Source organism: Pseudomonas sp. PA-6-3C (assembly GCF_021605825.1).
GTDB classification, from domain to species: domain Bacteria; phylum Pseudomonadota; class Gammaproteobacteria; order Pseudomonadales; family Pseudomonadaceae; genus Aquipseudomonas; species Aquipseudomonas edaphica.
Map to the genome: position 1 here is coordinate 1 of NZ_WKDV01000027.1, position 23946 is coordinate 23946.

Annotated in this window: 23 protein-coding genes; 13 read left to right on the forward strand and 10 right to left on the reverse strand. The window is 60.3% G+C overall.

The genetic code is table 11. The annotated features are described in order from the left end of the window. Positions 1–593: 593 nt before the first annotated feature. From rhtA to GIW48_RS18205, 4 genes are all read left to right on the forward strand, one after another. On the forward strand, positions 594–1481 hold the full coding sequence (gene rhtA, locus GIW48_RS18190) for a threonine/homoserine exporter RhtA (RefSeq protein ID WP_017136336.1): 888 nt from the start codon (positions 594–596) through the stop codon (positions 1479–1481). 164 nt (positions 1482–1645) lie between these two features. Then, complete coding sequence (locus GIW48_RS18195; protein ID WP_017136337.1) at positions 1646–1927, forward strand: hypothetical protein; 282 nt, start codon at positions 1646–1648, stop codon at positions 1925–1927. 99 nt (positions 1928–2026) lie between these two features. After that, a complete protein-coding gene (locus GIW48_RS18200) occupies positions 2027–2758 on the forward strand; it encodes an SDR family oxidoreductase (protein ID WP_099547899.1) in 732 nt (243 codons plus the stop codon). Positions 2759–2805: 47 nt separating this feature from the next. Further along, positions 2806–3396, forward strand: a complete 591-nt coding sequence (locus tag GIW48_RS18205) for a 2-hydroxychromene-2-carboxylate isomerase (RefSeq protein ID WP_099547898.1) — start codon at positions 2806–2808, stop codon at positions 3394–3396. Positions 3397–3571: 175 nt separating this feature from the next. Here GIW48_RS18205 and GIW48_RS18210 read toward each other — a convergent pair whose 3' ends face one another. The 3 genes from GIW48_RS18210 to GIW48_RS18220 all read right to left on the reverse strand — a co-directional run bounded on the left by GIW48_RS18210 (position 3572) and on the right by GIW48_RS18220 (position 7094). Continuing rightward, positions 3572–5380 (reverse strand): aminopeptidase P family protein, encoded by a 1809-nt coding sequence (locus tag GIW48_RS18210; protein WP_236462941.1) that lies wholly within the window; start codon positions 5378–5380, stop codon positions 3572–3574. A gap of 49 nt (positions 5381–5429) precedes the next feature. Beyond that, a complete protein-coding gene (locus GIW48_RS18215) occupies positions 5430–6590 on the reverse strand; it encodes a cysteine desulfurase family protein (RefSeq protein WP_186618335.1) in 1161 nt (386 codons plus the stop codon). Between the two features lie 234 nt (positions 6591–6824). After that, a complete protein-coding gene (locus GIW48_RS18220) occupies positions 6825–7094 on the reverse strand; it encodes a hypothetical protein (RefSeq protein ID WP_138453707.1) in 270 nt (89 codons plus the stop codon). A gap of 400 nt (positions 7095–7494) precedes the next feature. On the opposite strand from GIW48_RS18220, the gene msuE reads away from it, so the two are divergent. From msuE to GIW48_RS18240, 4 genes are all read left to right on the forward strand, one after another. Beyond that, complete coding sequence (gene msuE, locus GIW48_RS18225) at positions 7495–8058, forward strand: FMN reductase (RefSeq protein WP_186618336.1); 564 nt, start codon at positions 7495–7497, stop codon at positions 8056–8058. 9 nt (positions 8059–8067) lie between these two features. Further along, positions 8068–9210, forward strand: coding sequence for an FMNH2-dependent alkanesulfonate monooxygenase (gene ssuD / locus GIW48_RS18230; RefSeq protein ID WP_017136344.1), 1143 nt, complete (start codon positions 8068–8070; stop codon positions 9208–9210). Positions 9211–9374: 164 nt separating this feature from the next. Further along, a complete protein-coding gene (locus tag GIW48_RS18235; RefSeq protein ID WP_017136345.1) occupies positions 9375–10562 on the forward strand; it encodes an acyl-CoA dehydrogenase family protein in 1188 nt (395 codons plus the stop codon). Between the two features lie 11 nt (positions 10563–10573). Further along, the gene (locus GIW48_RS18240) at positions 10574–11677 is read left to right on the forward strand and encodes a sigma-54 interaction domain-containing protein (RefSeq protein ID WP_017136346.1); all 1104 of its coding nucleotides are present in this window, start codon (positions 10574–10576) and stop codon (positions 11675–11677) included. On the opposite strand, the gene GIW48_RS18245 is transcribed toward GIW48_RS18240, so the two are convergent. Further along, positions 11666–12031 (reverse strand): antibiotic biosynthesis monooxygenase, encoded by a 366-nt coding sequence (locus tag GIW48_RS18245; protein ID WP_099547893.1) that lies wholly within the window; start codon positions 12029–12031, stop codon positions 11666–11668. The genes GIW48_RS18240 and GIW48_RS18245 overlap by 12 nt on opposite strands. Positions 12032–12131: 100 nt before the next feature. On the opposite strand from GIW48_RS18245, the gene soxR reads away from it, so the two are divergent. The 5 genes from soxR to GIW48_RS18270 all read left to right on the forward strand — a co-directional run bounded on the left by soxR (position 12132) and on the right by GIW48_RS18270 (position 16962). Then, positions 12132–12581, forward strand: coding sequence for a redox-sensitive transcriptional activator SoxR (gene soxR, locus GIW48_RS18250; protein WP_099547892.1), 450 nt, complete (start codon positions 12132–12134; stop codon positions 12579–12581). Positions 12582–12746: 165 nt separating this feature from the next. Continuing rightward, positions 12747–13205, forward strand: a complete 459-nt coding sequence (locus GIW48_RS18255; RefSeq protein WP_236448255.1) for a VOC family protein — start codon at positions 12747–12749, stop codon at positions 13203–13205. Positions 13206–13614: 409 nt separating this feature from the next. Then, the gene (locus tag GIW48_RS18260; RefSeq protein ID WP_170040041.1) at positions 13615–14490 is read left to right on the forward strand and encodes an alpha/beta fold hydrolase; all 876 of its coding nucleotides are present in this window, start codon (positions 13615–13617) and stop codon (positions 14488–14490) included. A gap of 96 nt (positions 14491–14586) precedes the next feature. After that, entirely contained in the window at positions 14587–15891 is a 1305-nt protein-coding gene (locus GIW48_RS18265) for a dicarboxylate/amino acid:cation symporter (RefSeq protein ID WP_236461282.1), read from the forward strand. A 156-nt stretch (positions 15892–16047) separates the two neighbouring features. After that, positions 16048–16962, forward strand: coding sequence for a LysR substrate-binding domain-containing protein (locus GIW48_RS18270; RefSeq protein ID WP_017136351.1), 915 nt, complete (start codon positions 16048–16050; stop codon positions 16960–16962). Here the strand turns inward: GIW48_RS18270 and GIW48_RS18275 are convergent. From GIW48_RS18275 to leuC, 6 genes are all read right to left on the reverse strand, one after another. Further along, positions 16943–18175 carry an MFS transporter gene (locus tag GIW48_RS18275; protein WP_099547887.1) on the reverse strand — a complete coding sequence of 411 codons (1233 nt, stop codon included), beginning with the start codon at positions 18173–18175 and terminating at the stop codon, positions 16943–16945. The two genes, GIW48_RS18270 and GIW48_RS18275, sit on opposite strands and share 20 nt — an antisense overlap. After that, on the reverse strand, positions 18172–18912 hold the full coding sequence (locus GIW48_RS18280) for a 2OG-Fe dioxygenase family protein (protein ID WP_186618345.1): 741 nt from the start codon (positions 18910–18912) through the stop codon (positions 18172–18174). The genes GIW48_RS18275 and GIW48_RS18280 overlap by 4 nt, the downstream gene beginning before the upstream one ends. A gap of 4 nt (positions 18913–18916) precedes the next feature. Beyond that, on the reverse strand, positions 18917–20281 hold the full coding sequence (locus tag GIW48_RS18285; RefSeq protein WP_236461279.1) for an ATP-grasp domain-containing protein: 1365 nt from the start codon (positions 20279–20281) through the stop codon (positions 18917–18919). A 26-nt stretch (positions 20282–20307) separates the two neighbouring features. Beyond that, positions 20308–21462, reverse strand: coding sequence for a KamA family radical SAM protein (locus GIW48_RS18290; protein WP_169985824.1), 1155 nt, complete (start codon positions 21460–21462; stop codon positions 20308–20310). Between the two features lie 446 nt (positions 21463–21908). After that, positions 21909–22523: a 3-isopropylmalate dehydratase small subunit gene (gene leuD, locus GIW48_RS18295; RefSeq protein ID WP_176991150.1), complete on the reverse strand. Its 615-nt coding sequence runs from the start codon at positions 22521–22523 to the stop codon at positions 21909–21911. Further along, the gene (leuC, locus tag GIW48_RS18300) at positions 22520–23938 is read right to left on the reverse strand and encodes a 3-isopropylmalate dehydratase large subunit (RefSeq protein ID WP_170040035.1); all 1419 of its coding nucleotides are present in this window, start codon (positions 23936–23938) and stop codon (positions 22520–22522) included. Before leuC ends, leuD begins: the two co-directional genes overlap by 4 nt. Positions 23939–23946 lie beyond the last annotated feature (8 nt).

Here is a 23946-nt window from a genome sequence, read left to right on the forward strand (position 1 = left end):
GTTGGTTACATCTTTGATTTCTCGCGGAGTAACTTGTGATGCTGATAATCTTGTTGACTATCAGTCTGACTCCACAAGCACCCACACGAATTGCTTGATTCAGTTGTTAAAGAGCGGTTGGTTAAGATCTTTCGTCTCAACCGAGGCGCGCATTCTACAGCAGCCTCATTTGCTGTCAAGTGATTATTTTCAGAAGCTTTCGAAGAATTCTTCAACAACTTCAACCACTTGCGCTTACGATCTCTCGTTAGCGGGAGGCGAATTCTACAGCGTTACACGCTGCTGTCAACACCTCTTTTTCAACTTCCTTTTGGCTTCGATGAACTGAAGCAACTCGCTGCCGAAAAATTCGTAACTCATTGTTTACCAAGGAGTTTTCCGTTTCGACTGCGCCGGAAGTGGGGCGAATTATAGACAGATATAAAACGCCGTCAACACTTAATTTAGATTCTCTATCAAAAACCCCAAAAAGCCCTATCCCTTTCTATATAAAGAGGACAGCAACCAAAGCTGAGCAATATATTGCTCAAAAGCCGCCAGTTAAGCATCATAGCCGCTCTGCTTCTTTACCACGACTTCGGACACCCGCCCCAATGACCACTCCACCTCGCAGCCTGGCCTCGGCATTGTTCCCGGTCGGCCTGCTGTTGATCGCCATGGCCTCCATCCAGTCGGGTGCCTCGCTGGCCAAGAGCATGTTCCCCATAGTCGGCGCACAGGGCACTACTACTCTGCGGCTGATTTTCGCCAGTGTGATCATGCTGCTGCTCTTACGTCCATGGCGCGCCAAGCTCACGGCCAAGTCCCTGCGCACTGTCATCGTCTACGGCATGGCATTGGGCGGCATGAACTTCCTCTTCTATATGTCCTTGCGTACAGTCCCCCTGGGCATCGCAGTAGCGCTGGAATTCACCGGCCCGCTTGCCGTGGCTATCTATGCCTCGCGCAGGGCGGTGGACTTTGTATGGATCGGTCTCGCGGTCGCGGGCCTGCTGTTGTTGATCCCCACCGGAGAAACCAGCACCGGCATCGACTTGATCGGCGCCGCTTATGCACTGGGCGCTGGCGTTTGCTGGGCACTCTATATCCTGTTTGGGCAAAAAGCCGGCAACGACAACGGCGTGCAAACCGCCGCCCTCGGCGTGATGATCGCCGCTTTGTTCGTGGCGCCGATCGGCATCGTCCATGCCGGCGCCGCACTGCTGACGCCCTCGCTGATTCCCGTTGCTATCGGTGTAGCCATCTTGTCCACCGCTTTGCCCTATACCCTGGAAATGGTCGCGCTTACTCGCCTGCCCGCTCGCACCTTCGGCACCTTGATGAGCATTGAGCCCGCATTCGGCGCGCTCTCCGGTCTGTTCTTCCTGCAGGAGCACTTGTCCCTCGCGCAATGGCTGGCAATCACCTGCATTATCTTCGCCTCCGTCGGTGCCACACTGACGATGCGCAACGAATCCAAACCGTTGGTGCCAGCCGATTGATTCTCATCGCAGGCAGCTCTGGCATTTGCCGCTCATTTAGGCCATGTTTAAGCCGTAAACGAATGTCTTTCATGGAGAATTTCGACAGGGACAGCTGAACGCTACAATCGAGAGCGAGTTAAGCCTGCATCGAGCCTTTTTGCGACGCGGCTATAAGGATAGTAATGAAACGAATTTTGATACTGTTACTGGTCGTGGGCATTGCTGGCTGTGCTGCGACCACCAAGACAGAAGTGAAACGGGGCAAAAAAGGCATGCACATAAACTGTTCCGGCCTGTCCTCCTCCTGGGACCAGTGCTACACCAGTGCAGCCAACTCCTGCGGCGCCAAGGGCTACCGGGTTATCGCCAAGTCCGGTGACAATTCCGAAGAGCCAGGCGACTATCCTTTCGGTATCAACCCTGCCGGCTACACCAGCCGCAGTATGATCGTCATCTGTAAATGACCGCCCGAGCAGTCCTCTTCCGGCTGCTCCTTTCTCTTTACACGCCCTTCGCTCTGCTGCGGCTACACTCCTGCCCGACACTCGAGCAACGGAGTTCCCATGACACCCAACAAAAAAATCGTATTGGTGGTTGGTGCCGGTGATGCAACCGGTGGCGCCATTGCCCGACGCTTTGCCCGTGAAGGCTATGTAGCCTGCGTCACCCGTCGCAGTGCCGATAAACTACAGCCCTTGGTCGAGAGCATTCAGGCGGCGGGCGGAGAAGCCCACGGTTTTGCCTGTGATGCGCGCAAAGAAGATGAGGTGATCGCGCTGGTTGAGCAGATAGAAACCGAGCTTGGCCCCATCGAAGCTTTCGTCTTCAATATCGGCGCTAACGTGCCGTGCAGCATCCTCGAAGAAACCGCGCGCAAATATTTCAAAATCTGGGAGATGGCCTGCTTCTCCGGGTTCCTGAATGCCCGCGAAGTCGCTAAACGCATGGTCACCCGCGAACGCGGCACTATTGTGTTCACCGGCGCCACTGCCGGGCTGCGTGGCGGTGCAGGGTTTGCCGCATTCGCCGGCGCCAAACACGGTATCCGTGCGCTCGCGCAAAGCATGGCGCGGGAATTGGGGCCCAGGAACATCCATGTGGCCCACGTGGTGGTCGACGGCGCTATCGACACAGATTTTATTCGCGACAATTTCCCGCAAAAATACGCGCAGAAAGATCAGGACGGCATCCTCAACCCCGAACACATCGCCGACAACTATTGGTACCTGCATAGCCAACCACGCGACGCCTGGACCTTCGAACTGGACCTGCGCCCCTGGAGTGAACCCTGGTAGGCACGCCGCCCCCGGTCAAGAACAACAATAAGCAGCGAGAATCGACGATGAGTAAAACCCTGGAATTTTTTTTCGACCTCGGCAGCCCGGCCACTTACCTGGCCTATACGCAATTGCCTGCGCTTTGCGCCGAGACCGGTGCGCAACTGGTGTATCAACCCATGCTGCTGGGTGGCGTGTTCAAAGCCACCGGCAACGCCTCCCCCATCAGCGTGCCGGCCAAAGGTCGTTACATGTTTGATGACTTGGCGCGATACGCCAAACGCTACAACGTGACGCTCAAGTTCAACCCGCACTTCCCGATCAATACCCTGGTGCTGATGCGTGCCGTCATGGGTATCCAGATGCGCCAGCCCGAGCGCTTCCAGGCCTTCATCGACTGCCTGTTTCGGGCCATTTGGGTCGAAGGTCGACATCTGGGCGACCCCGCCGTCGTGGCCGCCGTGCTGAGTGAGGCCGGTTTCGACCCAGAGGAAGTCCTGAACCTGGCCAACGATGAAAAGGTAAAAGCCGCCCTCAAGGACAAAACCGAACAGGCTGTTCAGCGCGGGGTATTCGGTGCACCCAGTATGTTTGTAGGCAATGACCTGTTCTTCGGTCAGGACCGTCTGGAATTTGTGCGCGAAGCGCTCCGCTAAAACTCGATCGCCAGGCGCCCCTGAGCGCCGCTTGCGAGCAAATCGCAAGCGGCGTTTACCGTATGCCGGTCGAAGCGGTGCGGATCCATGTCACGTTGCGTATCGGCGAATTAGGTGGTGTCGGCCCCCAATCGACGCCAGCCGGCCAGGGGCAAGGCCCCTGAACGGCAACCGATCAGATAGCGGCGGTACGCACCTGCAGCCATTCCAAGGCTGCACCACTGAGCAGCGGGCTCAGGCGTTCACGCACCTCGGCGTGGTAAGCGTTGAACCATTCGCGCTCATCCGCCGTCAGCAACGACGGCTGCAGGCAACGGGTGTCGATCGGGCACAGGGTCAGGGTTTCAAACCTGAGGAACTCACCGAACTCGGTCTTGCACGCTTCGCGGTTCAACACCAGGTTCTCGATGCGCACGCCCCAGCGACCCGGGCGATAGGTACCTGGTTCAATCGAAGTAATCATCCCCGGCTGCATTGCGGTTTGCGGTGCGGTGGCGGCCTGGTAGGCGATCACCTGCGGACCTTCGTGCACATTCAGGAAATAGCCTACGCCATGACCTGTACCGTGGCCGTAGTCCACGCCTTCGGCCCAGATCGGCGCACGGGCAATGGCATCCAGCAATGGCGAGAGAATGCCCTTGGGGAAATGTGCCCTGGACAGGGCAATCACGCCCTTGAGCACGCGCGTGCAGTCGCGCTTCTGCTCATCACTCGGCGTGCCGATCGGCACCATCCGCGTAATGTCCGTGGTGCCGCCCAGGTACTGGCCGCCGGAGTCGATCAGCAACAGGCCATCGCCTTCGATCAACGCATGCTCTTCTTCGGTGGCGTGGTAATGCGGCATCGCACCGTTGGCGTTGAACGCTGCGATGGTGTTGAAACTCAGCGACACATAATCGGGGCGACGGGTACGCGCGGCGGTCAAGTGCTCGTCGATGGTCAGCTCGGTGATGCGCTCACGGCCCAACGCACTGTCCAGCCAGGCGAAGAATTCACACAGCGCCGCGCCGTCTTGCTCCATGGCTTGGCGGATATGTTCGGCGTCCGCCAGGCTTTTGCGCGACTTGGCCAGCGTGGTCGGGTTCAAGCCCTCGACCAGCTTCACGCCGGCATCGAGGTTTTCCAGCAAACCGGTGGTGACGCGTGCCGGATCAACTTGCAGGCTGACACCCGCCGGAACTGCACGCAGCGCATCCGTCACTTCGCTGTAGTCGCGCAAGGTCACGCCGTCCCGCTCCAGTACCGCGCGCAGCTCGGCATCGACCTTGCTCAGCGCCACAAACAGCGTGGCCTGCAGTTGATTGATCAAGGCAAAGGACACAAACACCGGGTTGAACGACACATCACCGCCGCGCAGGTTGAACAGCCAGGCGATGTCATCCAGGGTCGCGATGAAGTGCCAATCGGCGCCCTTCTCTTTCAAGCTGGCACGCAGGGCGGCGAGTTTGTCGCCACGGCTGACCGTCGCCTGCGGCGGCAGGTGTGGGTAGATCGGCTGGTTCGGCAAGGCCGGGCGGTCTTGCCAGACTTCATTCAACAGGTCGATATCGGTACGCAGGCGAGCGCCGCGCTCGGCCAGCTTGTCGCCCAAGGTACGTGCCGAGGCCACGGCCATCACCGCGCCGTCCACTGCGACCACGCCGCCTTCCGGGGTTTGCTCGGCCAGCCATTCCAGCGGGCCGGGTTGGCCCGGTTGCAGCTTCACCAATTCGATGCCGCTGCCCTTGAGCTCCTTGGTCGCCTGTTCCCAGTAACGGCTGTCGGCCCACACGCCGGCAAAATCCGCGGTGACAATCAACGTGCCTACCGAGCCATAAAACCCCGACAGCCATTGCCGCCCCTGCCAGTAACCCGGCAAGTACTCGGACAGATGCGGGTCGGCCGACGGCACCAGCAGGGCATGGATGCCCTCGCGGCGCATCAGTTCGCGGGTATGCGCCAGGCGCTGGGGAACCGTTCCATGGGTCAAAGGCTGCGTGCTCATCATGTCTCCTGCTAACCACTCATAATTGTTATGTGTTGTGACTGAAAAATCAGACCGCCCAGAACGCCGGCGCATTGACCAGTGCGGCCTTGATCAACTGCACGGCCGCGTCGATATCCTGCTCGGTGGTAAACCGGCCCAGGCTCAAGCGAATAGTTCGACCGGCGCTGCGTGCGTCATGGCCCAAAGCCAGAAGCACGTGTGACGGCGCATTACTCGCCGAATTGCACGCCGAGGTGGCCGAAAACGCGATACCTGCGCTCAGGGCCTGGGAATTAAATTCACCCTCGGTGAACGTGAGGCTCAGTGTATGGGGAATGCGCTGGGTGGCGCTGCCATTGAGGCGCACGCCGGCAATCGTGTCCAACTGATTGAGCAGGCGCTGACGCAACGCGACGATAGCGGCTTTTTCTTCAGCAAAGGACTGCGCCGCCAAGGCGAAGGCAGTTCCCATACCGGCAATCTGGTGAGTCGCCAGGGTACCGGAGCGCAATCCGCCTTCGTGGCCGCCACCGTGAATCTGCGCCAGTACCTTCTGCTGCGCGCGCGGGCCAACATACAGCGCGCCAATGCCCTTGGGGCCGTACAGCTTGTGCGCAGAAAACGACATCAGGTCCACCGGCCATTCAGCCAGGTCGATCGCGACCTTGCCCGCGCCTTGCGCCGCATCCACATGCAGCAGCGCGCCGTGCTCACGTACGCGCGCACCAATGGCGGGGATGTCATTGAGGGTGCCCAACTCGTTGTTTACCAGCATCAGCGACACCAGGAAGGTGTCTTCGCGCAAGGCTTCACTGACTGCCTCGGCGCTGATCAAGCCTTCAGCGTCCGGCACCAGGTAGGTCACGGCCACGCCGGCGTCCTGCAACTGCCGCGCGGTATCCAATGTGGCCTTGTGTTCGATCTGGCTGGTGATGATATGTCCACCTGCCACACCTCGCGCCTGGGCCACGCCTTTGATGGCCAGGTTGTTGGATTCGGTGGCACCGGAGGTCCAGACGATTTGCTCAGGCTGGGCACCGACCAGCTCGGCCACTTGGCGCCGTGCCTGCTCGACCGTGTGCCGGGCCGCCTGGCCGAACGCATGGGAGCTGGACGCGGGGTTGCCGAAGTTGGCATTGAAGCCCAGACACTCGACCATCACTTGAATGACCCGCTCATCCACCGGCGTGGTGGCGGCGTAGTCGAAATACAACGGACGTTTATTCATGACGTTAAGACTCGCAGAGCGTATTCCCCAGGACAGCGCCTCGGGGGGGCATCGACCGGGACAGAGGTCGTCAGGTTTAACCAGTCGGATGCCATAAAAGAAGGACCACTTTATGTAAATGTGCGTAGGAACGCTCCTGAAATTCAGCTTAACAGGCTGAAGTATCCCAATGGCAAACAAAAAGCCCGAGGTTCCTTAAGGGAATCCTCGGGCTTTTTGCCACTTGGCGCCGGCTCAACTGGGGCGACCGTGCATCACCACACTGCGTTCGGCGTTCATTTCGCCCTGGTGGTCGAAGCCGAACGGCTTCTGTGGCTGCCCGGTCAACGCGGCCCGCTGCTGTTGATATTCATCAAACGACAGGCCGCGACGGCTCAAGGCTTCAAGGGCCAATTGCCTGGTTTCTTCGGCGGTGTAAGGACGCGACTCAGGCGAAGGATGGGTCGCACATCCGGCAAGGACAGCGCTGACAACTATTAAGGAAACAGCCAGAAAGTGGTTCATGGTGAAGGCCCTGCGAAGGAGGTTTGTAGTCAATGAACACAGGCTACTCCCGCCCTCGCACAGTGAAAAATCATCCGCCGTGATAGTCGCTATCAACCGTTCCGGCATGCTTGATAGCGGCCCACTTATATTCATTTAAGATCTATAAATATGGAAATACGTTCGTTTACGGCATAACCATAACCTTCTATAAATGGCCCTGCGCGCAACCGACACTGTTCGCCACGCAACTGTTGCCCAGGCAACAGTCATTCAACAAAACCGCAACCAGGCAACAGCTCCTTTTTCAACAGTTCGTCTGCAGCCCTCGCCAATCAAGGCTTGCAGCCATTGGTACAGCTCTTGCTCAACACGCTCCACTTCACCTGCTACCCACCCCTGTTGAAAAAGGAACTGTTCTATGTCCCGTCCCCTGAATGTCGTTGCCCTCTCTGGCGGAACCTGGCGCCCATCGCGCACCTTGGTATTGACCCAGGCCGTGCTGGCCGAACTGGCCACGTTGCTGCCGATCCAGACCACCCTGATCGAGTTGGGTGACATTGCCCGACCCTTGGGCGGCGCACTCTCACGCGATGAACTGCCGACCGAGGTCGAAACGCAACTGTTGGCCATCGAACAGGCCGACCTGCTGATCGTCGCCGCGCCGGTGTATCGCGGCTCCTATCCTGGCCTGCTCAAGCACCTGTTTGACCTGGTAGGCCTCAACGCCTTGATCAACACTCCGGTGTTGCTCGCGGCCACCGGCGGCAGCGAGCGCCATGCACTGGTCCTCGATCACCAGTTACGTCCGCTGTTCAGCTTCTTCCAGGCCTTGACCCTGCCGATCGGTGTGTACGCCACCGAAGCTGACTTCACCGACTACCAAATAACCAGCGAGTTATTAAAAGCCCGCATTCAACTGGCCGCAGAACGCGCAGCGCCGCTGTTTGCCGCGCACTCCCCTTCGCTGCTGAAAATCGCTTAAGGATTTGTCATGGATGTTTTCTGGTTTCTGCCCACACATGGCGACGGCCATTTCCTCGGCACCACCCAAGGTGCGCGCCCGGTCACCCTCAATTATCTGAAGCAGGTGGCGCAAGCGGCTGACAGCCTCGGTTACTTCGGCGTGCTGATTCCTACCGGGCGCTCGTGTGAAGATTCCTGGGTAATCGCCTCGGCGCTGGTACCGCTGACGGAACGCCTGCGTTATCTGGTGGCGATTCGCCCGGGGATCATCTCGCCCACGGTATCGGCGCGCATGGCCGCGACCCTGGACCGCTTGTCCAACGGCCGATTGCTGATCAACGTGGTCACCGGTGGCGACCCCGACGAAAACCGTGGCGACGGCAGCTTCCTCGACCACAGTGAACGCTACGAAGTCTCCGACGAATTCCTGCAGATCTGGCGCCGTGTGTTGCAGGGCGAGTCGGTGGATTTTGAAGGCAAGCACCTGCGTGTGCAGAACGCCAAAGCGCTTTACCCGCCGGTGCAGAAGCCGTATCCGCCGCTGTATTTCGGCGGTTCGTCGGATGCTGCCCACGACCTGGCCGCCGAGCAGGTCGACGTGTACCTGACCTGGGGCGAGCCGCCCGCCGCCGTTGCGCAAAAACTTGCCGACGTGCGTGAACGCGCAGCGCGTCATGGGCGCACCGTCAAGTTCGGCATTCGCCTGCATGTAATCGTGCGCGAAACCGAAGAAGACGCCTGGAAAGCCGCCGCCAAACTGATCGAACACATCAGCGATGAAACCATCGCCGCGGCGCAAAAATCCTTCTCGCGCTTTGATTCCGAAGGCCAGCGGCGCATGGCGGCGCTGCATGACGGGCGCCGCGACAACCTGGAAATCGCCCCCAACCTGTGGGCCGGTGTCGGCCTGGTACGCGGCGGTGCCGGCACCGCGTTGGTGGGCAACCCGCAGCAGGTGGCCGAACGCATCCAGGAATACGCCGACCTTGGCATCGAGAGTTTCATCTTCTCCGGCTACCCGCACCTGGAAGAAGCCTATCGCTTTGCCGAGCTGGTGTTCCCGCTGTTGCCGGAACCTTACGCCAGCCTCGCCGGGCGCGGCATCACCAACCTCACGGGGCCGTTTGGCGAAATGATTGCCAATGATGTGTTGCCGAACACCAAAGCCTGAGCGCGCTGAAATCCCCCCTATGTGGACACTGCTCTCCTGTGGGAGCCGGGCTTGCCCGCGATGCAAACGACGCGGTGTTTCAGTTGCACCACAGCGATGCTATCGCAGGCAAGCCAGCTCCCACATTTGAACGTGATTGCCAGACAGACATTGAGGAACCCCGTGTGACAGCCAACCCCCACAGCGTCCTGCCTTCACCCTTGCAGACCGCCAAGCTGCTGGCCGCCGAATTTGCCCTCACCGCCGTTGAACGCGATGAGCGCGGCGGCACGCCCAAGGCCGAACGGGACGCGCTGCGCCAAAGCGGCCTGCTGGCCCTGAGCATCCCCACGCAATACGGCGGCCTCGGCGCGCGCTGGAGTGAAACACTGGGCATCGTGCGCGAGTTCGCCAAGGTCGACAGCTCCATCGCCCATGTCTTCGGCTTTCACCACCTGATGCTCGCCACCGTGCGCCTGTTTGCGCGCCCGGACCAATGGCAGCCGTGGTTCGAGCAAACTGCGCGTAAAAACTGGTTCTGGGGCAACGCCCTCAACCCGCTGGACACGCGCACGGTGGTCAAGGATTTCGGCGGCTGGCGAGAATTTTCCGGCAAGAAGAGCTTCTGCTCCGGCGCCAGCGATTCGGAAATGCTCATCGCCTCGGCCGTGGACGAAAGCGCCGGCGGCAAACTGCTGATCGCCGCGATTCCCAGCGGGCGCAGCGGCATTACGTTGCACAACGACTGGAACAACATCGGCCAGCGCCAAACCGACAGCGGCAGCGCCAGCTTTGAACGAGTGCGCGTCGAAGAGTCCGAGTTGCTGCTCGATCCCGGCCCGTTGAGCACGCCCTTCGCCTGCCTGCGCCCGCTGATCGCGCAGTTGACGTTCACGTATATGTTTCTCGGGATTGCCGAAGGCGCCTTTGAAGAAGCGCGCAACTACACCCGCACCGAAACCCGTGCGTGGCACAAATCCTCGGCGGGCGATGTGCGCCAGGACCCTTACGTGCTGCACCACTACGGCGAATTCTGGGTGGCCCTGGAAGGCGTGCGCCTGCTGGTCGAACGCGCAGGCGAATTGCTCGACCAGGCCTGGGCCAAAGGTGCCAGCTTAAGCGAACAGCAACGTGGCGAACTGGCCATTGCCATCGCCACCGCCAAAGTCGCCGCCACCCGCCAAGGCCTGGACCTGTGCAGCCGCCTGTTTGAAGTCACCGGCGCGCGCTCGACCCATGCCTCACTGCGCCTGGATCGCCACTGGCGCAACTTGCGCACGCAAACCCTGCACGACCCGGTGGATTACAAACTCCACGAACTGGGGGACTGGGCGTTGAACCAGTCCCTGCCGATCCCGACGTTCTACTCCTGAGAGAGGTGCCCATGCAGTTGTTAACCTTACCGCCCTCGCCCGCCCTCGCGACCTCGATTCGCGCTACGGCCCAGGTCTTCGAAGACCCCAAATCCCAGGCGCTGCTCGACCATATCCAGCAAGTGGCGCCCAGCGAAGCGAGTGTGCTGATCATCGGCGAGACCGGCACCGGCAAAGAGCTGGTGGCGCGCCATATTCATAACCTCAGTGCGCGGCGCAACCGGCCCTTTGTGGCGGTGAACTGCGGCGCGTTCTCCGAATCCCTGGTGGAAGCCGAATTGTTCGGGCATGAAAAAGGTGCGTTTACCGGCGCCCTCAGCGCCAAGGCCGGCTGGTTCGAAGAGGCCGACGGCGGCACCTTGTTCCTCGATGAGATCGGCGATTTGCCGATGGCGATCCAGGTCAAACTGTTGCGCGTACTACAGGAGCGCGAAGTGGTGCGCCTGGGTTCGCGCAAGAGCATTGCGATTGATGTGCGCGTGCTGGCGGCCACCAACGTGCAGCTGGAAAAAGCCATCAACGCGGGGCACTTTCGCGAAGACCTCTACTACCGCCTCGATGTGGTCAGCCTCGAACTCAGCCCATTGCGCGAGCGCCCCGGCGATATCCTGCCGCTGACCCGGCATTTTATCGAAGCCTATAGCCAGCGCCTGGGCTACGGCCCGATCACCATCAGCCGCGAGGCCGAGCACAAGCTCAAAAGCTACAGCTGGCCGGGCAATATCCGCGAGCTGGAAAACGTGATTCACCACACCTTGCTGATCTGCCGTAATGGCGTGATCGAGCGTGATGATCTGCGCCTGTCGAACATGCGCATCGAGCGCCAGGACGACAGCCAGCATGGCACCGACAACAGCGCCGACGCCTTGCTGGCCCGCGCCTTTCAAAAGCTCTTCGAAGAACAGGCCGGCGCCCTGCATGAAAAGGTCGAAGACGCGCTATTGCGCGCCGCTTACCGTTTCAGCCATTACAACCAGGTGCACACCGCGAACCTGCTTGGTTTGAGCCGCAACGTCACGCGCACGCGCCTGATCAAGATCGGCGAGTTGGCGGTGAACAAACGCCGCCCCGGCGAAAATGTGCAGGGCGAGCGCATGCTGCATTTATCCATTTAGGCGGCAGTGCAACGCGTTGTCATGGCTGCGTTCGAAACTGCGCAGCACCTGGAATGAACCGAAGGTCACCGCCGTGGCCTGGTGGGCGCGAATCAGCATCCAGAAGTCTTCCTCGCCGTGCTCAAAACACTTGAACGCCGCCTCGCCGTCCTCACGCGAGCGCCATTGCAGGTAATTGAGCACCCGTCGCCCGTCGTCGCTGACTTGAACACTGGCATTGATAAAGCCGCCATGGCCCTGGGCCAGGCGTTCGCTCTGGGTGGACAAGGCCGCTACCAGGGCAAATTGCTGCCGGGGCTCGATCTGAAACTCGATCAACTGAGTGAAGCTGCGATTTTTCTCTGATACCTGCATGAACACTCCCCTCTCTCTGTAGGCAGAATCTTGCGATTCGATGCCACGCAGGGTAAAACCTCTAGTTAAGTCAAGGTCAAGCGCTTATCTGGAGTTTTTTATGCTTACCAAGGAACTCACCGTCGGCCAACTCGCCGCACGTAGCGGCGTGGCGGTTACGGCGCTGCACTTTTATGAGTCCAAGGGGTTGATCAAGAGCAACCGCAACGCCGGTAACCAACGGCGCTACCCACGGGATGTGTTGCGGCGCGTGGTGGTGATCAAGATCGCACAACGTTTGGGGATTCCACTGGCAACGATTGGCGAGGCGTTGCAGACCTTGCCGGACGGGCGCACGCCCACTGCACAGGACTGGGAACGCTTGTCGGCGCTGTGGCGCGAGGATCTGGATGAACGCATTAACAAGCTGATGCTGCTGCGCGACAAACTCAGTGGTTGTATTGGTTGCGGGTGTTTATCGCTGGAGGCGTGTCCCCTGCGTAATCAGGATGACAAGCTGGGGGAATGTGGGCCCGGCGCGCAATTACTTGAGCCCAGCCCCGAAACCTGACCTGAAAACCCAATCAATGTGGGCGCTGGCTTGCCTGCGATGCAGACAACCCGGCCTGTCAGTTAAACCGAGTTGCCAACACCTCGTCGGTTACCTGCAAGCCACGGCGGGCGTGGCCTATAGTGAAAAGGCCGGACCTTCACAACCCCACCTGAGGAGAACGATATGAGCGTTAAGCCAATCCCTGAGGGTTATCACAGCGTCACGCCGTATATGGGCATCGATAACGCCGCCGAGGCTATCGAGTTCTACCAGAAAGCCTTTGGCGCTACCCAGGTCATGCGCCTGGACATGCCCGATGGCAAGGTCGGCCACGCCGAGCTGCGCATCGGTGACTCGGCGATCATGCTCGGCTCGCCTTGCCCCGAAATGGCCTTGCGCAACCCTGACGAACACACCAGCGTCGGTTTGCACCTGTATGTGAGAGACGTGGATGCGCAGTACCAACAGGCCATTGATGCAGGCGCCCTTTCGGTGTCTGAGCCAAAAGATCAGTTTTACGGCGACCGCTCGGCTAGCGTGAAAGACCCCTTTGGTCATCTGTGGTTTTTGGCTACGCGCAAGGAGGACCTGACTGAAGCGCAGATTCGCGAGCGAGCCACGGAAATGTTCAAGCAAGGCTGAAGTTTCAATAACCCTGCACATCCAATGTGGGAGCTGGCTTGCCTGCGATAGCATCAACTCTGTGTGCCTGATACACCAAGGTGTCTGCATCGCAGGCAAGCCAGCTCCCACAGAAAAGCAGATCTTCGGTGTATGCGGATCCGCTTTCGCTTTTGACCTAACCACTCAGGTCGGCTTTCAGGCCGCTGTGCTCTGCTTTTGATCTGAGGCGCCCCGTTAACCACGATGGCCGAACGCGGGTTTAAACCCGTGACCCGCCGTAAGGGCGGAACCCTAAGTAGCCGTTACCGCAGCAACGGATATGTACCCCGCTCCTACACACTTCATGAACAACCCCTCCACGCTTTCCCCCTTGCCCCGAACCCCACGTGATTCCACGATGCAAGCACTTACAAAGAGGAGTCATTCCATGTTCGCCGGATTCCAAAAAGACCAGTGCCACGTCAACGGCGTGGACATCAGTTACCGCAAAGGCGGTACAGGTCCCGGTCTGCTCCTGCTGCACGGGCACCCGCAAACCCACGTCATCTGGCACAAAGTCGCCGAACAGTTAGCCGAACAATTCACCGTGGTCGCCGCCGACCTGCGCGGCTATGGCGACAGCAGCAAACCACCCGTCAACGACCACCACACCAACTATTCCAAACGCGAAATGGCCCGCGACGGCGTCAAGCTGATGCAAGCCCTGGGCTTTGACACCTTCTCGGTACTGGCCCACGACCGTGGCGCTCGTGTGGCCCACCGCCTGGCCCTGGACCACCCCGCCGCCGTGCAGCGCATGGTGCTGCTGGATATCGCGCCCACCTTATCGATGTACGCCCAGACCGACGAAGCCTTCGCCCGCGCCTACTGGCACTGGTTCTTCCTGATCCGCCCGGCGCCGTTGCCCGAAGCGCTGATCGAGAGCAACCCCGAGCTGTACCTGCGCAGCGTCATGGGCAGCCGCAGCGCCGGGCTCAAGCCATTCACCGATGAAGCCTTCGCCGAATACCTGCGCTGCCTGCAACTGCCCGGCACCGCTCGCGGTATCTGCGAGGACTATCGCGCTGCCGCCGGTATAGACCTTGAGCACGACCAGGCCGACATCGACGCCGGCAACCATCTGAACCTGCCGTTGCTGGTGATGTGGGGCGCCGAAGGTACTGTCGGCCGCTGCTTCGAGCCGCTCAAGGAATGGCAGAAAGTCGCCACCGACGTGCGTGGCAAAGCCCTGCCGGCTGGCCACTACATCGCCGAGGAAGCACCTGAGTTATTGCTTGGCGAAGTCCTGGCCTTCCTTCGCTGAGTGCACTGACACCGTGATCTGAAACACCCGCCTCGCAGGCTGCCAATGGCCTGCGACGGGTTCGCTTTGCCCAAAAAACATCCCGAGATAATAACAATGACAATCCGAAAACTGCTGGGAACCCTGTATATCCAGGTGCTCATCGCCATCGCGCTGGGTGTGTTGATCGGCCATGTCTGGCCGCCAATCGGTATCGACCTCAAGCCGCTGGGCGACGGGTTTATCAAGCTGATCAAGATGATCATCGGCCCGATCATCTTCTGCACGGTGGTGTCCGGCATCACCAGCATGCACGATGTGAAACAGGTGGGCCGGGTCGGCGGCAAGGCGCTGCTGTACTTCGAGATCGTTTCCACCATCGCCCTGCTGATCGGCCTCCTCGCCGCGCACCTGCTGCAACCGGGCGTGGGTTTCAACATTGACGTGAAGACCCTCGACAGCTCGGCCATCGCCGGTTTTGTCGGCCAGGCCGAACATGGCGAAGGCATCACCGGGTTCCTGCTGCACGTGATCCCCACCACGTTTTTTGATGCGTTCTCCAAGGGCGAAATCCTGCCGGTCCTGTTTGTCTCGGTACTGTTCGGTGTCGGCCTGGTGATGGTCGGGGAAAAAGGCCGGCCATTGGTGGGCGTGATCAACCAGGCCAGCGAAGTGTTCTTTCGCATCGTCGGCATCATCAGCCGCGTGGCGCCCATCGGCGCGTTTGGGGCGATTGCCTTCACCATCGGCAAATACGGCGTGGGTTCATTGCTGCCGCTGCTGAAGCTGGTGGGTACGTTTTACCTCACCGCGTTTTTCTTTGTGGCCGTGGTGCTGGGCAGCATCGCGCACTACGCCGGCTTCAGCATTTTCAAGCTGATGGGCTATATCAAATCGGAGCTGTTGATTGTGCTCGGCACCAGTTCGTCGGAGTCGGCGCTGCCGCAACTGATCCAGAAACTCGAAAGCCTGGGTGCGTCCAAAGGCGTGGTGGGCATCGTGGTGCCGACCGGCTACACCTTCAACCTCGACGGCACCAACATCTACATGACCCTGGCGGTGTTGTTCCTGGCGCAGGCCACCAATATCCACTTGCCGCTGGAGCAACAATTGACCTTGCTGGCGGTGGCCATGCTGACCTCCAAGGGCGCCGGTGCGGTGGTGGGTGCAGGTTTTGTGGCACTGGCCGCAAGCCTGGCCGTGGTGCCGACCGTGCCGGTGGCAGCGATGGTGCTGATTCTGGGTGTCGACCGCTTCATGGCTGAATGCCGCTCGCTGACCAATATCATCGGCAATGCCGTGGCGGCATTGGTGGTAGCCGCCTGGGAGGGTGAACTGGACCGCGAAAAAATGGCCCCTATCGCCCTCAAGCATGGCCGCCATGCGCGGGCTGCCGCGCAGGCGAAGGTCGCCGCCGAGTAAGCCTTAAAGACAATCACCTTGTGGCGAGGGAGCTTGCTCCCGCTGGGCTGCGCAGCAGCCCCAGAATCCTGGGCACACCCACCAGGTCCAGCGGCAGCAAGCTCCCTCGCCACACCGGTGCTATTCTGGCGGCTCATGCCGCCACGTCTGTTTCTGATGACTCATAAGAAAGATACCGTGCCCCTACCCGAAGACCTGCGGGTGTTCCTCACCGTGATCCGCAAGGCCGGCTTCGCAGCCGCCGCCGATGAACTGGGGCTGTCGCCTGCGTATGTGAGCAAGCGCATTCAGATCCTCGAAACCACCCTGGCCACGCGCCTGCTGCACCGCACCAGCCGCCGCATCGCCCTGACCGAAGACGGCGAGCGAGTACAACGCTGGGCTGTGCGTATCCTCGAAGATTTCCAGCAACTGTCCGATGAACTCAGCGATGCCCACGACAGCCCGCGCGGGCATCTGCACCTGTGCAGCAGCTTCGGTTTCGGCCGCAATCATGTGGCGCCGGCCCTGTCGTTGTTGGCCGAGCAGTACCCGGACCTGGAAATCCGCCTGGACCTGTTCGACCGCGTGGTGGATATCGTCAGTGAAGGGTTTGACCTGGAGATTCGCGTCGGCGATGACATCCCCGGCCAGCACATCGGCAGGCGGCTGGTGAGCAATCGCCGCGTGCTGTGCGCGGCACCGGAATACCTGCAACGCAAAGGCACGCCGCAACAGTTGAGCGACCTGGAGCAGCACGACTGCCTGGTGCTCAAGGAGCGCGACAATGCGTTCGGCATCTGGAACCTGGAGCGTGACGGCGCGCCCGAAAGCGTGCGTGTACGCGGGCCGCTGTCATCGAACAACGGCGAGATCGTGTTGCAGTGGGCGTTGGACGGGCGCGGCGTGTTACTGCGCTCGATGTGGGACGTAAAACCGCTGCTGGAACAGGGCAAGCTGGTGCAGGTGCTGCACACCTACACACAGAGTGCCAACGTGTGGGCGGTGTACCCGACACGTTTGGCCTACTCCGGTAAATTGCGCGCCTGCGTGGAGTTTTTGCAGGAGCACTTCAAGGGGTTGTCGATCTGACGCCCCGCGTGGCGCTGACACCCAGCCATACCGTCATGATCACCAGGGCCGTCAATGGCAACCCGTGGAACAGCACGATCACCTGGGCTGGCGTCCACGTCAGGTAGAACGGCCCCACCACCAGCATGCCCACGCCAAAGCCGGCCATCTGGATCAGCGTCAACAAGCTGAACAGCGGCAGGCGCAAGCTATCGGGTTCGCTTTGTGCGCGGGAAACCAGCGCCACCTCGGAGATGCCATCGCCCAGCCCGGCCCACACCACCAGCAGCAGCGCCAGCCACAGTTCGGTTTGCTGGAAGGTCAGGATAAAGCCGCTGGACATCAGCGCCACACCCGCCATGAACCAGCGCTCCATGCCTTGGGTGCCACGGCCCTTGAGCAACGCACTGGCCAGGCGCGCACCGATGAACTTGCCGCAGGCCCACACCGCCAGCAGGTAGCCCATGACGGTTTTCGCGGTGTCCGGCGAAATGTATTGCGACAACACCGGCCAGCCGACGTTATGTGCCGCGCTGCCGAGGGTGTCGAGCATGCTGATCAGCAACATCGCCGCCAACACCGGTGCACCGCGCAGGCCTTTGGTCAACTCATGCCATTCGGCCGCAAGCCCACGATGCGCGGCAACGGCGACTGAATACAAGGCGCGCAACGGCAGGATCAGGCAAGCCGCCACCACGTAAGTGCCGATGTTGACGGCAAACACCGCCTCGAATCCGCCCGTGGCGATCAGCAAACCGGAAAGCAAGCTGCCAAACACCGCACCGGTAGCCGCCGCCGAGGTGATCCAGGCATTGGTGCCCACCCGCTGTTCAAGCGCCACCCAGGTCGGCAACTGGCTGTTCAGGCCAATGGCAAACAGCGAATTGCACAGGCCGATGCCGAACGCGATAAACGGCAGCACGTTAAGTTGATGCGCCGGGATCAGCACCAGCAGCGGCACCAGTAACAGCGCGCGGGCCAGGTCCAGCCCGGCCAAGGTACTGCGCCCCGGGAAGCGCCGGAAAAACGGGATGCCGAACAGGCTGGCGACAATCCCGCCGGTCACCCGGCACGCCAGGAACACACTGACAAACACCACGCTTTGGCTGAGCCAGTAAACGTAGGTCGAGAGCGCCACCATGTTGAGGAATGCGCCGAAGTCCGACACGCCCCGCGCAAAGATGATCAAGCGTGCGTTGCGGGTCGACAGGCCCAATGGCTGAACGTCACTCATGCCGGTTGTACCTCGTCTTCTACCCGTACGTCATCAGCCGTCACGCCGCGCAGGCTCACCAGCAGTACATCGCGCCAGGCCGGTGCCGAATCGGCCTGCGCCCGCACGGCGCCGGCGCGGTGATATAGCCCACGGTCGTTGATCACGATGGTTTCCAGGAACTGCTCCATCGCCAGGTCCAGCACGCGGCTATGCTCCGCCTCACCGGTAAACACCTCGGACACCACCGGCACCGTGTTGCTCTGGCCAATGAAGTGCATGAACACCCAGTCCAGGCCATCCTGATGAATACCCGAGGTAGTCGGGCTGGGCGATGGCCCCTCTGCACGCACGCGAAACTGGTGGATATCAATGGTGTAGGCATGCGGGCCAAGGTGCGGTTCGAGCACCGCCAGGTCGGTGGCGAGCAATTTCTGCATCAGTGGGTGCTCGATAAAGCCCTCCTCGCTGTAGCTCAAGTGGTTGACGCCCTGGCGATAGTTGACCGCATAGGTGACCGGCGACTTGAACGCGCTATTGCGGTCGATCTGCAACTGCCGCGTCGGGGATAAACGATAGCGCAGGATCCGCCGTTCGCGATGCGTGTATGCCTTGAACGCCTCATCGCGCACCAGGTTCGCCCAGTAGGCGCGAAAGCTTTGCTCCTCGCCGGGCTCAACCTTGAGCAACTGGCCAAAGTCCCGACGGTGACAATAGTGGTGCTCGCGCAAGTACGCGCCAATCTGTGGGATATCCATATCGCTAACCCTTATTGTCGATAATCACGCGCAGATTGTGCCGTATTGCATCATGCACCGCATGGGCGTGGGCAGCATCGTCGACCCTGGCCCAGCACTTGAGCAAGTAATGCTCTTCGATATCGGCATCAATAGAGTGACCGGACTCCTGTTGGGCATATTCCAGCACCGCCGGCTGTTGAGCGAGCCATTCAAGGCCTTCAATACCCTTGAAGTGGCCACTGTGCTCCGGATAGATCGCCAGCATCGAGTAGTGTTGCGAGGCCTGCGCGACCTGGCGTGCGCCGGCGTCCAACTGCGCATTCACACCTGGCTCACCCAGCAGCAGCGACAGATACAGCTGGTACGGGTCAATGCCTGCCAAGTCACGGAACGCGGCATTGACGTACAGCCCGCCGACGCGTGGGTTGATTTCGATCACCACCGGCCCCGCGTCCGTCATGCGGAACTCGAAATGCACCACGGCATTGGTCAGGCCCACCGCGCGCAGGCACTCCACGGCGTACTGGCGGATCTGCTCACACTGGGCGTCGGTAAAGGACGTCGGCGGCGAAATCAGCAGGTTCTCCAGGACGGTGCCACTGCGCTCGGTCAACATCAGTTTTTCATTGATCAGCAGCGCATGAACCTGCTCGCCCGCCACCACACACTCCACACTGCCTTCAATACCTGGGATGAACCCTTCAAGCAAAAGGCTACGCCCCGGCAGGTATTCTCGTCGCTGCCCATCGTCCTCCGGCAACGTGTGGGCGCAGCCGTAGAAATCCGCATAGGCTGCGCTGGCATGATCTGCCAGGAAATGCGCGTAGTGGCTGCGCAACTGCGCCCAGTCAGAGCATTTCTTGATAAATGCCGACGCGCCACCAAAGGGTGGCTTGGCGATCAGCGGGTAACCGACTTGCTCGGCACCTTCGCGCAGTTGCTGTTCGTTGTTGCACAGCGCAAACGGCACCGAACGCACGCCGAGTTTTTTCAGCGCGCGGCGCATCAGGAACTTGTTGTTACACGCAGCAATGGCAAGTGGGTCGCTATGCACCAGGCCCAGCCGCCGACAGGCCTGCGCCACGATGCAGCCGACTTCGCCCTGCGCAGACGGGTGGCCAGCCTGGCAGAAGATTGCGCGGATCTGGTACTGCCCATCCAGCCGCCCCACCAACGCCAAAATCGACTGTTCATTCAACGCGTCGAGCAGGAACACTGCATCACTGTCGTCACGCAGCCGTTGCAGATGCTCGCGTCCGGCCACACCCGCCGTCAAGCAGGCCAGGCCTTGGGCACGGGCCACCGCGAAGTGCGGCTCGCGGTAGCAATAGCGAACAGAGGCACTGTCATCAACATCAATAAAAAGAATGGCATCTTGTTTCATCATTAATACCGCCTCATGCGTCAGTCACTTCAGGCATCCTGCCAACTGCACCACTGCCCTTCCCAATTACGGAAGCGGTAATGACGTTGCCCATCGCGCACTTCAAAGTGCGGCAAGTCTTGTGGCTTTTCAAAGTCCAGCAGCGGCACGGTAAACTTGCCCTGTGCATGCGGCAGCACATATTCCGGCATGGCTATATTGGACACGCGCCGCTTGAGGCGATCCATAATAGCGATGGCGTGGCTGATCGATGCTTTATATTCCGACGCCCCCGGAGAAAACGGCATGAAGTGGTACAAGTAATACGGTTTTACGCCCAGCCGATATAGGTCAATAAACAGTTTATGCAAGGTGGCTTCATCGTCATTCACACCGCGCAACAGCGGCATGTTGGAGAACACAATCGGCACCACACTCTGGATACGTTTAACCGCCACGGCAAAGTCCGCACTCAGTTCCAGCGGGTGGCATACATGCACGCCAAACGCATTGACCTTGTACTTTTCCAGCATGGCCAATAACTCATCGGTCACCCGAAACGGGTTAAAGCTCAAGGCCCGTGTGTGCAGGCGAATCAGCAGGTCGTCGCGGATGCCACGCAGGGCGGCGAGGTTCTCTTCGAGCTTGCGGTCGGCGAGCATCAACGGGTCACCGCCGCTGAGAATCACCTCTTCGATGGCCGGGTTGTTGCGGATGTACTCGAGCGAGTCCTTGAACGAGTCGGCGCTGGCATTGGCCTTCTCGGTACCCACTTGCAGGGTGCGCAGCGCTTCGAAGCAGAACTGGCAATAGGCGTTGCAGGTGTTGGTCATGCGCAGGATCACGCGGTTGTCGTATTTGTGCTGGCAAATCGGCGTTTTCATTTCGTGGCCAAGTTCCCAGTTCTCCGAGGTGCCGTCGTAATCGCCAGCGACCTGTTCGCTCCAGTAGGGCACTACTTGGCGCCACAGGGGATGGTCCATCACCTCGCCATCGGTGAGAGAGCGCTTGATCAAGTCAATGTAATAAGGGGTTATCTGCAGCTTGCGGTCTTGCAAGTTGTGTTCGATATGCGCGCTGGTTTCCTCGCTCCAGCCACCGCAGGCAGCCCGCAGTGCCGGTTCATCGCGGATGGCATTCTTCTGCTGCCAACGCCAATCCTGCCACTGTACCGAACGGTGGATCGCTTGATCAAAAATCGACATGAGTTTGAACTCTCTGTGTTCTGAACGAATGTTAAGGCATCGGCATACGTGCCTTTTCACACTGGAAAAGACCGTAATATCCGCAACAACGACAACTGATTGACAGGTGGCAGAAGTCGATCAAGTTACCCACTCGATCACCGGCACCAGAGAGATATAAATGACCACTAATTCACGGGGCATGGCATCAACTTCCTTTTCTTATAATGTGCGACTTTCCAAGTCAGCATCCACTTAAGCCGATGACCTACAAGGTGTCAACAAATACCCTTGTATTTTTTCAGGGCTTCATCTACTAACGCTACACCGCCCTTGCAATCACTGAGGTTACGCGGTGCAACCGGCGTTATTTGAAAAGTAAATAGTCCCCCCAAAAAAAACGCCCCCCAATAACTGGAGGGCGTTTGTTCTACTTATATAACTACGTAGTTACCCCATTAAGGTTTTCAACCAAGCCAGGGGTTGGCCGCCAGATGCTGGCGCTCGAAGGTTTTGATCTGCTCACTGCGTTGCAACGTGCTGCCAATCGCATCCAGGCCGAGCAACAACGCGGTCTTGCGCAAGGTGTCGATCTGGAACGAGATCACCTGGCCATCGGCCAAGCGAATCTGTTGCGCCTCAAGGTCAACGCTGATCTGCGCCTGCGCAGGCTGGCTGACCGTCTGCCCGAGTGTGTGCAGCACCGCCTCGTCCAAGGTGATCAACAACACCCCGTTGCGCTGGCAGTTGTCATAAAAGATCCCGGCAAAGCTGCTGCCGATCAGCGCGCGAATGCCCATCTGCTTCAAGCCCCACACCGCGTGTTCGCGGCTCGAACCACAGCCGAAGTTCGGCCCCACCACCATGAAACGTGCGCCCAGCCAGGCCGGCTGGTTCAATACGAATTCGGGGTTGGGTGCGCCATTGGGCAAAAAGCGCAGGTCGAAAAACAGCCCGCGATCGAGGCCGGCGCGGTCGATGCCTTTGAGAAATTGCTTGGGCATGATCACGTCAGTGTCGATATTCGCCGCCAGCATCGGCGCGGCCTGGCCGGTGACCTGGGTAAACGGTTGCAGGCTCATGGGCGGTCTCCAAAATGACGGATATCGGTGAGGCGGCCGGTGATGGCCGCAGCGGCGACCATCGCCGGGCTCATCAAGTGAGTGCGCGCCCCGGCGCCCTGGCGGCCTTCGAAGTTGCGGTTGGTGCTGGACGCGCAGCGATCACCGGGCGCCAGCACGTCATCGTTCATCGCCAGGCACATCGAGCAGCCCGACTGGCGCCATTCGAAGCCGGCGTCGATAAAGATCGCCGCCAGCCCTTCGGCTTCGGCCTGGTCGCGTACCTCGGTGGAGCCCGGCACGATCATCGCCCGCACATGCTCGGCCACCTGCCTGCCGCGCACCACACTGGCGGCGTCGCGCAGGTCTTCGATGCGCGCGTTGGTGCAAGAGCCGATAAACGCGTGGCTGATCACAATGTCGCTGAGCGGCATGCCGGCTTCCAGGCCCATGTAGTTGAGGGCGCGGCGCATGTCCTGGCGCAGGATCAGGTCGCTGACGTCTTGCGGGTCCGGCACGCGGGCGCCGATGGGCGCGGCCTGGTCGGGGCTGGTGCCCCAGGTAACCATAGGCTCCAGGGTGCTGGCGTCCAGCTGCACTTCCTGGTCGAACACCGCGTCGGCGTCGGTGTGCAACGTGCGCCATTGCACCAGGGCTTGTTCCCACAACTCGCCCTTGGGCGCACGCGGCTTGCCTTTGAGGTAGGCGAAGACTTTTTCGTCGGGTGCCATAAACGCGCCCCGCGCGCCAGCTTCCACCGCCATGTTGCAGATGGTCATGCGCGCTTCAACACTCAGCGCATCAATGGTGGCGCCGCGAAACTCGATGGCGTAACCGGTGGCCCCGGACGCGCCGATCTTGCCGATCAGCGCCATGATCACGTCCTTGGAGGTCAGGCCGTTGCCCAGGGTGCCCTCAACCGTCACGCGCATGCTTTTCAGGCGTTTGTACACCAGGGTCTGCGAGGCCAGCAGGTGCTCGATTTCCGAGGTGCCGATGCCAAAGCCGAAGGCGCCGAGGGCACCGTAGGTGGTGGTGTGGCTGTCGCCGGCGGCGATCACCATGCCCGGCAGGATAAAGCCCTGCTCCGGGGCAATCACGTGTTCGATGCCTTGGCGTTTGTCGAGGATGTCCAGCAGCTCGATACCGAAGTCCTGGCAGTTTTCCGCCAGGTACGAGACTTGCCGCGCGCCGCCTGCGTCAGGCATCGCGGCAATGCGCGTGGGCGTGGTGGGGTTTACGTGGTCGACCACCGCCAGCGCGGTGCCGGGGCGCCATACGCCACGCTTGGCCTCGCGCAGGCCGCTGAACGCCTGGGGGCTGGTGTATTCGTTGATCACCTGGCGGTCTATATACAGCAGCACATGGCCCTGGTCATCCAGGGCGCACACCGTGTGGGAGTCGATGTGTTTGTCGTAGAGGGTTCTGGCAGTCATGTTTGTGG